Raw genomic sequence first — 14690 nt, 5'->3', positions numbered from 1 at the left:
TGGTTTTCCGACCGTATGTTTGTCTGTCTTTTCGTAGCGTCCGTAGCGATGATCATGGCCGGTTTTTTTGTACAGTGGGTTTTAAAGTCGTAGCAGAGGCGAGGTGAAGGAAATGGGATTGGTCAAGCTGGCCGTATTGGATGAGGATGCGGAATACCTGGATTGCCTGAAAGCTTATTTCCGCAGCGGAGATGCGGCGAAATTTTTTTCGCTTGCGGCGTTTACCCGAATGGCTGCCTTGGAGGAGTCCTGCCGGGAATCGGGGAAACCGGATATTTTACTTTACGATTCCGCGTTCCGCGAACGGCATCCCGTCTTGTCCGGAATGGCCAGAACAGTTTTCGAGCTTGGCGAGAAGCAGCCGTCCGATGGAAGTGAGGAGCGATTTCTCAGCAAATATCAGCCGCTGGATCAATTGACGGGGAAACTGACGGCTGCCGGCGCGGAACAGCAGGCGCGCGAGCAGGCCGGGTTTACCCGCGAAGCGAAGCTTATGGCGGTGTATTCCGCGTCCGGCGGCGCGGGAAAGTCGACGGTGGCCTGGAATGCCGCCCGGGCTTTGGCTATACGCGGCCATCGGGTCTTCTTGCTGAGTCTGGAAGCCGTGCAGACGCCGCTGCCCTTCTCCGTCTCTGCGGACGAAGACCGGGGCGGGCGCCTGCTGTATTACCTGAAAGCCGAACCGTCGAATATAGCCGTGCGGATTCAGGAGCTGAAGTGCAGCGATAATTTCGGTTCGCTTGATTTTCTGGAGCCTGTCGTTCAATCGGATGAAATGGAAAGGCTCGCTTCCGGGGAAACCGGCGTCCTTCTGGAAGCTCTCTGTCACTCCGGTTACGATTACGTGGTCGCCGACCTGGACAGCACGCTGCATGAAAGAACCGTGACTGCTCTCGGGCTGGCGGATCTGATTTTGTGGGTTCTTTGGGACGACGCCAATTGCATCGGGAAGAGCCGGAACGCTTTGGCCGAGCTGGCGAGAAGGCTGGACGGCAACAATGCTTGGGCTGGGAGTACGGTATTTGCCGCTAACCGCTATACCGGTTCATTCGTACATGATCTGGCCTCTGCGGGAATGGCTCCACAAGTGTACTTGCCGTACAATCCATCATGGAAATCCGTTGCTTCTCCGGGGCTGCTGCTGGAGGAACGAATCTATCAGGATGCGCTGGCGGAGACCGTCGAACGATTTTTTCAATCGAAAGAGCTGACGCGGCATGCAGGATGAGCAGCTTAGCCGGGACATCCGCCGGTATGTTCTCGAAGAGCTGGACCGCGAGCCGGCACGCTCCGACCGGGAGCTTCGGGACCTCATCGAGCGGGAGGTATTCCGCAAAGCCAAAGAAATCTATCTTCCGGCGGAGCGGAAGTGGAGGCTGGTGGAACGGGTTTTTCACTCGTTTCGCGGATTGGATATTTTGCAGCCGCTTATCGACGACCCTTCCGTTACGGAAATCATGATCAATGGGCATGACGAAATTTTTATTGAACGCGCGGGTTCGGTTTCCCCTTATGAAGGAAAGTTTGAAAGCGAGCAGAAGCTGGAGGATGTTATTCAATCGATCGTGGCGAAGGTCAACCGGGTCGTGAACGAAGGGTCTCCCATCGTGGATGCCCGGCTGCCGGACGGCTCGCGCGTCAATGTCGTGCTTCCTCCTGTCGCGCTGAAAGGTCCGACCCTGACCATCCGCAAATTCCCCGAAGTGCCGCTCACGATGGAGGATTTGATCCGGATGGGGGCAATCCCCAAGGATGCGGCGGATTTTCTGGCGCGTCTGGTCAGGGCCAAGTTCAACATCTTCATTGGCGGGGGAACGGGCTCCGGCAAAACGACCTTTCTCGGGGCATTGGCGGGGTTTATTCCGTGCGACGAACGGATTATCACCATTGAGGATTCCGCCGAGCTGCAAATCCGCAGCATCCCCAACCTTGTAGGACTGGAAACCCGGAACGCCAATACGGAAGGACGCGGCGAAATCACCATCCGCGAGCTGATCCGGGCTTCCCTGCGGATGCGCCCGAATCGCATTTTGGTAGGCGAAGTGAGAGGAGCGGAAGCTCTGGATATGCTGATGGCCATGAATACCGGTCACGAGGGAAGCCTGAGCACAGGGCATGCAAACTCTTCTTTGGACATGCTGAGCCGGCTGGAGACGATGGTTCTGAGCGGAGCTGACTTGCCTGTCGCGGTGGTGCGCAAGCAGGTGGCGTCCGCACTTGATCTTTTGGTTCATCTGTCCCGCATGCCCGACAAGTCGCGGAAAGTGACGGAAATTCATGAAGTGGCCGGCATCGAAGACGGGGAGGTGCTGTTGAACCCGCTCTATCTTTTCGATGAGTCCGAGGAAGACGGAGGCTGTCTTAAGCCGACCGGCAATGAGCTGCGTGATACAGCCAAGCTGCGGCTGGCGGAAGCAAGGGGAAGGAGGGAAGCGGCATTCTAGTTATCGCTTTAGCCTTTGGCTCGGGTTTGCTGGCCTGGGTCGTCATGATCGGGTTTTCAAAACGGGGCTTCCGCGCCCGCAATTCGCGAGAAAAGCAAAGCAGCAGGGAAAGAAGCGAAACGGATTACCGCATTTATGAGCTGTCCGGGCTGCAGAAGTGGATGACGGTTGCCGGATCGGGAATAGCCCTTGCGGCAGGCGGCTTTCTGTTTTACCGCAGTCCATGGGTCATTATCCCGGGTTTGTCCCTCGGCTTTCTGTTTCCCGCCAGGCGGGCCGGACGGCTCGCAGAGCTGCGCCGGCAGCAGCTTAGCGAGCAGTTCAAGCAGCTGCTTTATTCGCTGTCGTCGCTTCTTTCGGCGGGGCGATCCGTAGAAAATGCGTTTCGGGACGCATCGCGCGATTTGATCCTGATGTATCCCGACCCGAAGACGCCAATTTTGCTGGAGCTTCGCCGGATGGTCGGCAAGCTGGATTATGGCGAAACGATAGAAGAAGTCTTGCATGATTTGGCCCGCCGTTCGGGACTGGAGGATATCCGCAATTTTGCCGATGTGTTCGGCACCTGCAAGCGGACGGGAGGAAATCTGGTGGAGGTGGTTCGGCGGACCTCCAATATGATTGCGGAGAAAATCGAAGTCAAGCAGGAGATCGGGGTGATGATCGCCCAAAAGAAATTTGAATCCCGGGTGCTGAGCTTGGCTCCTCTGCTTGTTGTGGCGTTTTTAAGCCTGTCTTCTCCTGAATACATGAGTCCTTTATACGGAAATGCAAGAGGCGTTGCCGTCATGACGGTTTGCTTGCTTGCGCTGGGGGGATGCATGTGGCTCAGCCAAAAGCTGATCAGCATCGAGGTTTAGCCGGAAATCGGGAGCTAAAGACGGTTCTTCCGAATCGGCGTATTCCTTTGTTTCATCCGGCGGCGGAGAAGCTGATCCGCAGCACGCAGGCGGAAAGCCGCTTTCCGGCTCTTTTCACCAAGGTTCAATTGAAGCTGTTCCTGCTGGCCGGTCCTTCGGCGGGGCCCAATGCCGCAGCCGATTATTTGACGTTTGTTCTCGCAGCGGCAATGCTGGCGATCACGCTTATGGCCGCTCTGGGAGCAGCAGCAGGCGATCCGGCACTGCTAATGGCCGGCGCGCTTGCCGCCGCACTGGTTCCTGTGTTTCTCGTTCGGCGGCTGGACATGCTCGTCCGTGCCAAACGGCGGATGATGGTGATGGAAATGCCCGAGCTGCTGAACAAACTCGTGCTGCTGGTGAACGCCGGAGAGACGGTGCAGCAGGCGCTCGGCAAATGCATGAAGCCGCCCGGGAAGGAGCCGGGACCGGGACCGGAGCATCCGCTGTATGTGGAGCTGGCCTTATTGGTGTCCGATATGGCCAATAATGTTTCCTTCCCCGTAGCGTTGGAGAATTTCAGCAAACGCTGCGCGGTTCAGGAAGTATCCTTGTTCACCAATACGGTGCTGCTCAACTACCGTCGGGGCGGGGATGATTTTGTAACCAGTTTGCGGGAACTGGGGCGCGTTCTTTGGGAGAAACGCAAGTCGCAGGCGAGAACCATAGGGGAAGAAGCGTCCTCCAAGCTGGTCTTCCCCATGGTCGCCATTTTCCTGGTCGTAACCGTCATCGTGGCGGCTCCCGCCATTCTGATGATGGGATAGCAATTATATAGAAGAAAGGTGTGCAGAAAACATGGAAAACAGCTTGCCGGCATTCAGAGGAAAAGCAAGAAGCTGGGCGTCAAAAGGGAAGAAAAGAGCGAGCCGCTTCATGAGGGAAGAAGAAGGGCTGGGAACGCTGGAGATTTTAATGATTTTGGCGGTACTGGTCATTATTGCGATTGCCTTCCGGAAATGGATTATTAAATGGGTGAACAAGCTCTTTGACGATACGGACGGCAAAATTACTACCAATTCCACAAGCCCGAAAGAACCGACGTCCTGATCCGCTATGAACAACTCGTCTGCCGCGCTTCGGCGGCTCTGGTCCCGGGAAGAGGGCTCATGGACGATGGAGGCGACTTTGGTATTCCCGATTCTCCTGCTTCTTTCGTTCGGTTTGATTTTCTTCAGTTTGTACTTGTACCGCTCCGCCAATCTGGAATTTGCCGCGGACGCAGCGGCGGAGCGGGCGGCATTCAATTGGGACAACTCCAGGAAAGACCCTGTTAGCGGCGCGTTTTATGCAGGCGAGAACGATGGTCTTTACTGGCGGATATCCGGCTCGGAATGGTCGGCGCTGCTTGGTTTTGGCGGCGGCGCATCCAGCCGTTTGGAGCTGCCCCTGACGGCCGGCGCCGAGCATAACCTCAATCAGCGAAAACTGGCCCGTCCCGCTGGCAGCCTGCCGGGCGACGCCTCCGGCACGATGGAATACCGAAACAGTTTGCTGGAGCGCAGCGTGACGGCGGAGCTTCGCCAAGATGCGCGAATTCCGAAACTGTATGAAGAATGGACGGGAAAACGGATAAGTGAAGGTGCCGCGAAATCTTATGTTACCGAACCGGCTGAATTTCTTCGCAACGTGGAAATTTTGACTGAATATGCAGGCCGTTTAAAGGAATATTTGAGCAAAGAAGGCGGCGCTTCGGCCTTTGACCGGTTTTCCGAGGAAAAGCCCATGCCGTATATCGATACTGAAGCGAAAGCCAAGCTTTATGTGCAAGAGATGGTAAACGGCCGGGGAGCAGTGATGGATACGTCTATGGGAGAACGGCAATACGACGCTGTAGACCCTGACCGCGTCGCCCATGAAGTGAAATATACCATGCGCGGCGGAGCCGGGTTGTATGAGGAGGAAATTCTGAAGGACGCCGAGCTGATTCGCAAAGGCATGATCAAAGGCTGCATATGGCATATTTTCCGGGTGAAAAACAGCGGAAGGTATGAACTTAGCGAGGCCATTCGCCAAAAGCTGGATCAATCCGGCATAACCGTCGTTTATCACGATAACCGGTAGGACCGGCAAGGGGGACCGGATGCGGATACGATTTTTGTTCAAAGCCGACGGTTCGGCGTCGGTCTACTTGATTCTGATTCTGCTCCCGATGTTTGTGCTGAATGCAGTCTTCATCGACCTGATCCGCTACCAGCTCGCGGAACGCCAAACCGAGCGGGCCGTCAAAGCGGCCGTTCGTTCGGTACTGTCGGAATTCGAGCCGGAGCTGCGAAAGTACGGCTTGTTCGGGAGGGACGGTTCGGAGGAAGCAATGAAGGAGCTTTTCGCTAATATCGTAACGGAGAATGTGACCGGCGGGAGCTCGTCCGATTCTTTTCGTTATTTATCCATGGAGCATAACGGCGAAGAGGATTCGGTCAAAGGAATGGACACTTTGGGAAACCAAAGCGTTTTTCGGACGCAGGTCATGGAGGATATGAAATACCGGGCTCCGGCCGAATTCGCTCTGGAAATTGTGGAGAAGTTCCGTAAAACCGGAACGGCTGAAGCATTGAGTGCAGCGTCCGATCTTTATGAACAATCGCTCTCCCTTCAGAAGAAGGCGGATGCTGTACATGAGGCATTGGATCGAGCGTGGGAGGAAGCGCAAGCGTTAAGTCGAACGGCCGACGGTTTCGCAGCTTCCTACCGGGAGCGGTTAACGAAGATCGGGGGACTCGCGGAACGGATCGGCTTAAACGACGCGGTAACGGCCGCGGAATCGCTTCGCGGCATAGAAGACAGCCTGAGGCAATCGGAGAAATCGCTTCGGGAGCTGCAAAGCTCCCTCGATTCCGCCCATAGGTCGCTGAAAGAGCTGAATCGCGACGCCAAGAAAAATGCGGCCCGAATTGCGGCCCTTCGGTCGCAAATCCAATCCATCGGGGAATCGATCCGGACGTTGGATCAATCGATTCAAAGTTTAGGAGAGCGGAAGCTGAACGTGGAACAGCTGTTGAAGGACATCGCCGAATATGCCGTGCTGACGGAATCGGCTCGAGCCGCGCTTCCCGCCGATGCGCAAGCGCTAGACAGCCGCTATAGGACTTTTTCCGAAAGTCTTGCCTCCGCAAGAAAAGCCAATGAAGCATTAATAGAAGAAAAAGAGAAGTTGACGGCCCGGTATTCCGGTCAAGATACGGCCCGCCTTTTTGAAACCGTTCCGGTGTGGAACGATGGGTTTTTTAACGAATACGGTACGCAGGCCGGCCGGATACCTGCTCTGTTTCATGGCTTTTCGGCACAATGGACGGGAACCGATTTGTTTGCCGGAGCCGGGTTCAAAAAACTGGAGGACTCCATCGGGAGTCTCGGAAAAACCGTAACGGAGTTTCGCAGCACCCGCCATGCTTTGGAACGGGAACGTGAAGAGAAGCGGAAAGCCATCAAAGGAAAAGAGGATGAGCAGCGCGGCAGGCTGGGAAGCGCGCTTGGCGCGGTGAACAACGTGCTTGGCAATTGCGGGGAATGGGGGGCACCCGATTCGTTTGCGGCGGCTTACCGCACTTTACAAGGAGAGGAAGCGGAAACGGGTTATTACGCCAAATACATGCGTTACAATTCCCAGGATCCCGGCGGAGCAGGCTCCGAGGGATTGGGACAGCCGGCCGCCGATCCGGATAAAGGGCTGAAGGCGGCGATGTCTCTGTCCGAGCGGCTGGGCAATGTGCTGCGTGAAGCCCGGGGTGAGCTTTTTTTGAACGAATATGCGCTCTCGCGTTTTACCTACCGGACCTCTCCGGCCGGAGAAGCGTCCGACCGGCCGCTCCCCGGGCAGGAAGCGGAATACATCCTATATGGCTTCTCTTCCTGTTCGGCAAATTACTCCGCCGCTTATGGCGAAATGTTTTTGATGCTGTTTGCCATTCGAACCGTTGAAGCGGTTTCCGACCCGAAGCTTCAAACCCTAAACATCGGATCTCCGCTTCTGATGCTTTTGGCGGCGGCCGCCGAAGGAGCGGCGAAAGCCTACGGGGAAGTAAACAAGCTTGTCAAAGGAGAAACCATAGCGGCAGTCGCCAAGTTTCCCGCTCTGAAAGTAAGCTACAAGGATTTGCTGCGTGTTATGTACCTGCTGCACAGCAACGACCGAAAGATGATGGCCCGTATGCAGGCGCTGATCGAATTGGACAGCGGGCTGGATTTAACGAAACAGACCACGCATATCCAGGGAGAGGCCGCTGCGCATTTTCGTTTGTGGTTTCTGCCGGGGGTGGCCAAGCTGTTGGAAAAACCGCTTTATGGAGAAGTGGAAGGGAACCTGGTCAAGGTCAAAGCAACGGCGGTGATGGCCTATTAAACGAAAGCCGTTTGTCCTGCAAAACGATGGTGGCATGGCCCTCGAGGCTGTGCTTGTGCTTCCTTTCTTCCTCGTGTTTGTGCTCACTTTAAGCGTCTTTATCCGGATTTCCGTGATCGAATCGAAGCTGCAATCGGCTGCCTCCGAAACCGTAAAAGAGATTGCGACTCATTACGGGCCTTTGGATATGCTGCTCAAGGAAGCTGCAAAATCGCTATCCGGCTCCAAGGCCAGTGTCCTTTATGACAGCGTGCTTGGGAAGATCGTAGAAGCAAAAGAAAGGCTCGGGCAAGCAGAGGACACGGGTGGCCGCCTGGAAGCGCTTCTGCCCAAACCGGTTGTCGAATGGCTGGAATGGGAAAAGCTCCACCGCGAGCGGCTGGAGGCTTCCGGCTTGGATGCGCTGCAAGACGCTGCAAGCGAATCGGTTGATCCGGCCGTCAACCGGGCGTTTGCCCCGATTGTGCTGCACTTCGCCGACAAAAGGGTGATCCGGGAAAAACACTTTCGGGTCACAAAGGTTAAGGTGCCGAATCCGTTTCAGGCTTCATCCGACATGCTTGCCGTTGAGGTTGAATATGAATACCGGCTGCCGCTCCCGTTTCTCGACAAGAAAATCACCTTGCGAAAGAAGGCGCAGGAGCGGGTATGGATCGGCAAATAGAAAGGAAAGAAGAAGGAATGTGGATTTTGCTTGGCGTATTGCTGTTAACCGCTTTGGCGACGGATGCCCGCACGAGCCGGATTCCGAACTGGCTTACGCTGACCGGAGCGGCCGGCGGTTTTGTTTATCAGACGGTCGCATATGGAACGGAAGGATTGTGGCTTGCGTTTGCCGGCTGGTGCATCGGATTTGCTCCCTTGTACGTGCTCTATTTGTTCGGGGCGCTCGGTGCGGGCGACGTCAAGCTGTTCGGGGCGATCGGCGCAATCGGGGGAGGCTTGTTCGCGCTCAATTGCGCACTGTATTCGATGCTGTTCGCCGGTCTGATCGGGCTGTTCATCTTGCTCCGGAAGAAGCTGCTTTTTCTCCGCATCCGGCAGCTTTTGTTCGGGCTGCTCGCCTTTCTGGGCTGGAAGGACCGGAAAGCGCTGCTGATTGTACCCAAGAAGGAAATGCTGCGGTTTCCGTTTATGTATGCCGTTGCGCCAGCCGCACTTGTTTTGCTGGCGGAGTTTTTGACCGGAAATGGAGGGATATGAGGTGGGCGCGCTACAGGGATTCCTTTGCGATCGGGTGGAACGGGGCGGGCATTTTTTGGTCATTGGCCGCAGCGAGCCGCTTCGAAACGCGGATTTTGTGCAGACCGAGAAGAAGATGCTGACGCGCTGCCGCGTTCCGGGAATCATGCCGGTTCAGTTCGAAGAGATGGATTTGCAAATCAACATTCTGTTCGCCTATACGGGCAAACGTCCGCTTGCTGTAGAAGCCCGCTTCGGAAGCTTCGGACCTGAACCGTTTGCCCGTGTGCTTCTCGCGATCGCTTCCCTTCTGGAGGGAAGCGTCGCTTATCTGCTGAACCCGGAACGGTACGTTCTGGATGCGCAGTGGGTTTACTGCTCGAATGGCTGGAACGAGCCCGAGCTGATGTATCTGCCTCTTCACGGGTTTCAACAGGAGGAAAGCCTGGAAGCGCGATGGAACCGGTTTGCCAAAAACCTGTGGTCTTTTGCGTCGGGGATGCAAAACGGAAGCGAACCGGATTTGCCCGCTTTTTTAAACGGGGCATCCGGTCCGTGGGAATATAAGAAACGCATTCAGGCGGCATACCGTTCGGGGAACCTGGAAGCGGAGGAAGCCAGGGGGCAGGCGGAGGAGAGAAGAGAATCCGCGTTTTCCGGCAAGCAGTCCCGAATGCTGTCTTATGCTGCACACACGGGCAGTCTTGATCCCGTGTCCAAGCCATTACTTCCAAACGTGAATGCTTCACCGAAAGGGCATGGAAATCCGGCTTCGGCCAAACCTGCGGCCCGCGGCCGCAACCCCCGTTTCGCCCGTTTTTCCAGTGAACGCCTTTTTCCGGAGGACGAAGCGAAAGGCACCTATGCAGCCGGCCTAGCGGAAGAGTCGGCTGCCGGGACCGGAACCAGGCACGGCGTGCATCCCGGTTTTGTGCTGGCTGTTTGTTTGGCGGCTTCCGGGTATAGCTGGCTGGAATATGGCTCCGTCCAAACGGAAGGTATGCTTTACCTCGCCTTGGGCTTTACCTTCCTGTGCCTGACGCTTGGATACGGCTGGAGAAAAGTCGGTTTCCAGGCGATACCGGGAGATGCGGAGGTGCGGCCGGGACCGGACGTCCCGGAGCCGGCCGGTCGAGCGCCGGCCGCGGACGCGATTTACAAGCGGCTTAGCGGAGAAAGCAATGAAGAAGCGTTCCGCAGCCGGACGCCCGGCCCCGATGCGGCGGCTTCCGATCCCTTTGCGGGTACTTTGCTTCCGGAGAGACGGGAGAAGGCCGGGAAGGACTATTATATGAATTTGTCCGACCGGACGGTTTTATTGGGAGGCGGGCAGGCAACCGTGCTGCTGGACCGGCAAGCCGTCCCGTCTGCCGAAGCGGCCTGGGCGGAGTTCCGCAACCGGGAAGAAGAATTTTCCGTCCCGATTCCCGAAGGCGGATTGGTGATCGGACGCGAATCCGGTCAGACCCCTTTCGCGGCGGCTGACCACGGAGTGTCAAGGCAGCACGCGGAATTGGTTCGCACGGAGGAAGGAGTGGCGCTCCGGGACCTTGGGTCCAAGAACGGAACCCGGCGCGGAGGAGAAGCACTTGTGCCATTCAAGGATTATCCCCTTGCGCAGGGCGAACGGTTCCAAATAGCAGGGTGGACCTGCACCGTCAAATGGTAAGCAGCAAGCCGGCAGGGAAGGCATACATCGGCAGCGCCGGCAGTGCAAGCTGATTGCGTAGGCTAACCCTATGAACCAAATCGGCGGACTGGATTTCGTATCCGGTCCGCCGCTTTTGCTTTGACTTGGAGGTTACCGCCTCCAAACGGAAGCTTTGCTCCTTGCTTCATAGGCTGCAAACCATTGGCCGGACATTCAACAGGCCCGCCTTCTCTATTGACCCTGCGGGGGTTTATCGGTATAATGTCGGCAAACATTCCTCCCTCGGCGAGGAAAGGAGCAGCCGGTCATGATCACGCATATCGTGTTTTTTCGATTAAAGGATACAAGCCCGGAAGGGCTGGCCAAAACCCGGGAAACGATCCTCTCGATGGACGGGAAGATTCCGGGATTGGTGAGCCTTGAAGCAGGCGTAAATTTCGTGCCGTCCGGCAGGGCGTACGATTTGGCGCTCGTGGCAAAGTTTGAAACGCTTGAAGATCTGGACGTTTACCAAAAGCATCCCGTGCACCAGCCGGTAATCGCCTACATGGGACAAGCGACCCGCGAGCCTTCCGTCGCGGTCGATTTCGAGAGCTGACGCAGCGCGCCCGCAACCGACTCTTTTCCGAAAAAAACAGACCCACTATTGTACATACAATTGACGAATTGGTCAACTTCATATATCATAGATACTGAAGAATGTTTAGTGGACATACTGGATTCATTTCGGGGGCTATAAAGTGTCGATAAGGGAGTGAGACGGCATGGCTTCAGAGAAGCGTAAAAAACTTCGGATGGATATGCTTGATGAGCTTTATGAGTTTCACCTCGCGGAAAGAGGCAAAAAAGCACTCATCCCCGGGAATCTCGAAGATCGGGACCCGGAAAAATATTTTGCGCTGGAATATTTGGCCGACAAGGGCCTGATCCGGTTCAAAGCCGAAAACGGCCAGCTGGTCGCGAAGATTACCCAGTTTGGGATTAACCTGGTCAAAAATCTCAACTTGGGCGGCGGCGGCAATCCTTTGCCTTCGATTTAGCGGCCGCGGCAGCGGTTGTCTCTCAAGCGGACAAATGAAACGATAGCTCGCAGGCAGTGTAGTTTCCCCCGGGTGACTACACTGTTTTGCTGTGTAGATAAATGGAAGGATGGGGTTTTATGAAAAACCGGCTCAACCGCGACTATATCCTGCAACTGTTGAAGGAGCTGCTGGCGATTCCAAGTCCGACCGGGTATGCGCGGCAGGCCGTGGACCGGATCGAGGCCGAAGCGAAACGGCTGGGGTATTCCTTTGAACGGACGCCGAAGGGAATGGGAATCGTGACGGTCCCCGGCAAAACAGAGGAAACGCTTGGTCTTACCGGGCACGTGGACACGCTCGGCGCCATGGTCCGTTCGGTTAAAGCGAACGGGATGCTCCGTTTCACATCGCTCGGCGGGTATTCCATGACAAGCATTGAAAACGAATACTGCACGGTTCACACACGCAGCGGCAAGACGATCGGCGGAACGATTCTCTCCACCCATCCTTCCGTACATGTATATTCGGACGTACGGGACCAAAAACGCGAGGAAGCCAACATGGAGATCCGTCTCGACGCGGACGCCGCAAGTGCGGATGACGTGGAGAAGCTTGGCATCCGGGTAGGGGACATCGTGTCCTTCGATCCCCGCACACGGCTTGACGGCGGCTGGATCAAGTCGCGCCATCTGGACGACAAAGCGGGCGTCGCTTGCCTGTTCGGCCTTCTGGAGCTGCTGAGCCGCGAAAAGCTGGTCCCGGAGCGCACCCTCAAAGTCTGCGTGACCACCTACGAGGAAGTCGGACACGGGGCCTCCTATCTGCCGCCCGATATTCGCGACCTGCTGGCCGTGGACATGGGCGCGATCGGAGATGATCTGTCCTGCACCGAAAAAGACGTCTCCATCTGCGCCAAGGATTCGTCCGGCCCCTACGATTACGACATGGTGTCCGACCTTATCCGTTTAGCGGAACGGGAAGAGCTCGGCTTTGCGATTGACATCTACCCTTCATACGGATCGGACGCGTCCGCATCCCTCCGGGGCGGCAGCAACATTCGGGCCGCCCTGATCGGACCCGGCGTGCATGCCTCCCACGGCATGGAGCGGACGCACGAGGAAGCCCTCTGGAATACAACGGCTCTCCTGGCCGCTTATGTGACGGAGAAGCGCTCATGAGCATGCTGAGCGTGGAACAGCTCACCAAAAGCTACGGGGAGAAGGTGCTGTTTGACAGCATCTCGTTTGCGGTTGAGCCTAGGCAGCGGATTGGGCTGATCGGCGTCAACGGCACCGGCAAATCCTCGCTGCTCAAGGCCGTGGGCGGAATCGAGCCGGCCGACGGAGGAAAGCTGGTGCACGCGAAGGATTTCCGGGCCGAGTATTTGGCGCAGGACCCTTTCTTCGCCGAAGGCGTTACGGTGCTGGAGCATGTCTTCCGCGGCGACAACCCGCTCATGCGGACGCTGCGCGACTATGAAGCGGCGCTTGCCGACCTGGAGCAAAACCCTGCCGACGACCGCCTTCAGGCCCGGCTGTTCCGGGCGCAGCAGGCGATGGACGCGGCGGGTGCCTGGGAAGCCGAAACACGGGCGAAAGCGATTCTGGGCCGGCTTGGCATCGACGCGTTCGGCAAACCGGTTTCCGAGTTGTCCGGCGGGCAACGCAAGCGGGTTGCGCTTGCATCCGCGCTGATCCAGCCGGCGGATTTGCTGATCCTGGACGAGCCGACCAACCACATCGACAACCGGACGGTAGGCTGGCTGGAACAGGAGCTGTCCCGGTACCGCGGCGCGCTGCTGCTGGTCACCCACGACCGTTACTTTCTGGATCGGGTAACCAACCGGATTTTCGAGCTTCACCGGGGATTGCTGTATGTGTACGAGGGGAACTATTCCTATTTTCTCGACAAGAAAGCCGAGCGGGAGGAACGCGAGGCGGCTTCCGAAGCGAAGCGGCAAAACCTGCTTCGCCGCGAGCTGGAATGGCTGAAGCGCGGCGCCAAAGCGCGCACGACCAAGCAGAAAGCGCGCATCGACCGGGTGGAGGAATTGCGCGACCGCAAAACGGATGGCCCGGACGAGGCGCTCGACTTTGCCGTCGGCGCCAGCCGGCTCGGCCGGAAGGTGCTGGAGCTGGACCGTTTGACGAAATCGGCGGACGGGCGGAAGCTGATCGACGGCTTCAGCCACATCGTACTGCCGGGCGAGCGAATCGGCATCGTAGGGCCAAACGGGAGCGGAAAAACCACGCTGCTGAACCTGATGGCGGGCCGATTGCAGCCGGATGAGGGCACGGTCGAGACGGGAGCGACCGTCAAGCTGGCGTTTTATACGCAGGAAAACGAAGAGCTTGACGGAAGCAAGCGGGTCATCGAATATATAAAAGAGGCGGCGGAAGTGATTCATACGCCGGATGGCGAAACCATCACCGCCGCCCAAATGCTCGAACGTTTTCTGTTTCCCGGGCCGCAGCAGTGGACGTACATTTCCCGTCTGTCGGGCGGGGAGAAGCGCCGGCTGTACCTGCTCCGCACGCTGATGGGCGAGCCGAACGTACTGCTGCTGGACGAACCGACGAATGATCTGGACATCCAAACGCTGACCGTCCTGGAGGATTACCTGGACCAGTTCCCGGGCTCGGTCATTACCGTTTCCCACGACCGCTATTTTCTGGACCGCACCGTGGACCGGCTCTTTGTTTTCGAGGGAGACGGAAGCATCCGCAAATTCGAAGGGAATTACAGCGAATACGCGGAGAGGCTGGAGCTGGAAGGCGGAGCGTCCGAATCGCGTGCCGATCAGGACGCCAAAGGAGCTTCCGCTGGGAGCGGAGGACGGGGACCGGCTTCCCAACCGGAAGGACCCGGCAAAGAGACGGCAGGCGCAGAAGCCCGAAAACCGCGCAAGCTGTCGTACAAGGACCAGAAGGAATGGGATGAGATCGAAGGCGTGATCGCCGGTCTGGAAGCCCGTATCGAAGAGGTAAAAGGGCAGATCGAAGTAAACGGGAGCGACTACGACAAAGTCCGCGAGCTGTTCGACGAGCAGAACGCGTTAACCGAAAAGCTGGATAAGGCAATGGAGCGCTGGACCGAGCTTTCCGAGCTGGTCGAGGAAATTGCCCGCAACCAGGCAAATTAAAGCAAAGG

14 protein-coding genes are annotated in these 14690 nt (G+C 57.0%); all 14 read left to right on the top strand.

Annotated elements, in window-relative coordinates; all coding sequences use genetic code 11:
- The first annotated feature begins 112 nt into the window (after nucleotides 1-112).
- The 14 genes from AC6I6H_RS05480 to AC6I6H_RS05415 all read left to right on the top strand — a co-directional run bounded on the left by AC6I6H_RS05480 (nucleotide 113) and on the right by AC6I6H_RS05415 (nucleotide 14682).
- Entirely contained in the window at nucleotides 113-1228 is a 1116-nt protein-coding gene (locus AC6I6H_RS05480; protein ID WP_497952511.1) for an AAA family ATPase, read from the top strand.
- A complete protein-coding gene (locus AC6I6H_RS05475; RefSeq protein ID WP_497952509.1) occupies nucleotides 1218-2444 on the top strand; it encodes a TadA family conjugal transfer-associated ATPase in 1227 nt (408 codons plus the stop codon). The genes AC6I6H_RS05480 and AC6I6H_RS05475 overlap by 11 nt, the downstream gene beginning before the upstream one ends.
- Before the next feature lie 44 nt (nucleotides 2445-2488).
- On the top strand, nucleotides 2489-3304 hold the full coding sequence (locus tag AC6I6H_RS05470) for a type II secretion system F family protein (RefSeq protein WP_497952507.1): 816 nt from the start codon (nucleotides 2489-2491) through the stop codon (nucleotides 3302-3304).
- A 47-nt stretch (nucleotides 3305-3351) separates the two neighbouring features.
- A complete protein-coding gene (locus tag AC6I6H_RS05465; protein WP_497952505.1) occupies nucleotides 3352-4110 on the top strand; it encodes a type II secretion system F family protein in 759 nt (252 codons plus the stop codon).
- Between the two features lie 31 nt (nucleotides 4111-4141).
- Nucleotides 4142-4393, top strand: coding sequence for a Flp1 family type IVb pilin (locus AC6I6H_RS05460; protein ID WP_497952503.1), 252 nt, complete (start codon nucleotides 4142-4144; stop codon nucleotides 4391-4393).
- 66 nt (nucleotides 4394-4459) lie between these two features.
- Complete coding sequence (locus tag AC6I6H_RS05455) at nucleotides 4460-5407, top strand: TadE family protein (protein ID WP_497952501.1); 948 nt, start codon at nucleotides 4460-4462, stop codon at nucleotides 5405-5407.
- A 19-nt stretch (nucleotides 5408-5426) separates the two neighbouring features.
- A complete protein-coding gene (locus tag AC6I6H_RS05450) occupies nucleotides 5427-7685 on the top strand; it encodes a hypothetical protein (RefSeq protein WP_497952499.1) in 2259 nt (752 codons plus the stop codon).
- 34 nt (nucleotides 7686-7719) lie between these two features.
- Nucleotides 7720-8349 carry a TadE/TadG family type IV pilus assembly protein gene (locus AC6I6H_RS05445; protein ID WP_497952497.1) on the top strand — a complete coding sequence of 210 codons (630 nt, stop codon included), beginning with the start codon at nucleotides 7720-7722 and terminating at the stop codon, nucleotides 8347-8349.
- A 17-nt stretch (nucleotides 8350-8366) separates the two neighbouring features.
- The gene (locus tag AC6I6H_RS05440) at nucleotides 8367-8888 is read left to right on the top strand and encodes an A24 family peptidase (RefSeq protein WP_497952495.1); all 522 of its coding nucleotides are present in this window, start codon (nucleotides 8367-8369) and stop codon (nucleotides 8886-8888) included.
- A 1-nt stretch (nucleotide 8889) separates the two neighbouring features.
- Nucleotides 8890-10536: a DUF6382 domain-containing protein gene (locus AC6I6H_RS05435; RefSeq protein ID WP_497952493.1), complete on the top strand. Its 1647-nt coding sequence runs from the start codon at nucleotides 8890-8892 to the stop codon at nucleotides 10534-10536.
- Nucleotides 10537-10825: 289 nt separating this feature from the next.
- Nucleotides 10826-11116 (top strand): Dabb family protein, encoded by a 291-nt coding sequence (locus AC6I6H_RS05430; protein ID WP_497952491.1) that lies wholly within the window; start codon nucleotides 10826-10828, stop codon nucleotides 11114-11116.
- Between the two features lie 166 nt (nucleotides 11117-11282).
- The gene (locus AC6I6H_RS05425; protein ID WP_497952489.1) at nucleotides 11283-11558 is read left to right on the top strand and encodes a hypothetical protein; all 276 of its coding nucleotides are present in this window, start codon (nucleotides 11283-11285) and stop codon (nucleotides 11556-11558) included.
- 119 nt (nucleotides 11559-11677) lie between these two features.
- Entirely contained in the window at nucleotides 11678-12718 is a 1041-nt protein-coding gene (locus AC6I6H_RS05420) for a M42 family metallopeptidase (RefSeq protein ID WP_497952487.1), read from the top strand.
- Nucleotides 12715-14682: an ABC-F family ATP-binding cassette domain-containing protein gene (locus AC6I6H_RS05415; RefSeq protein WP_497952485.1), complete on the top strand. Its 1968-nt coding sequence runs from the start codon at nucleotides 12715-12717 to the stop codon at nucleotides 14680-14682. The genes AC6I6H_RS05420 and AC6I6H_RS05415 overlap by 4 nt, the downstream gene beginning before the upstream one ends.
- Nucleotides 14683-14690 lie beyond the last annotated feature (8 nt).

This window comes from Gorillibacterium sp. sgz306347, assembly GCF_059735245.1.
This window is presented reverse-complemented; position numbering and strand designations above follow the sequence as displayed.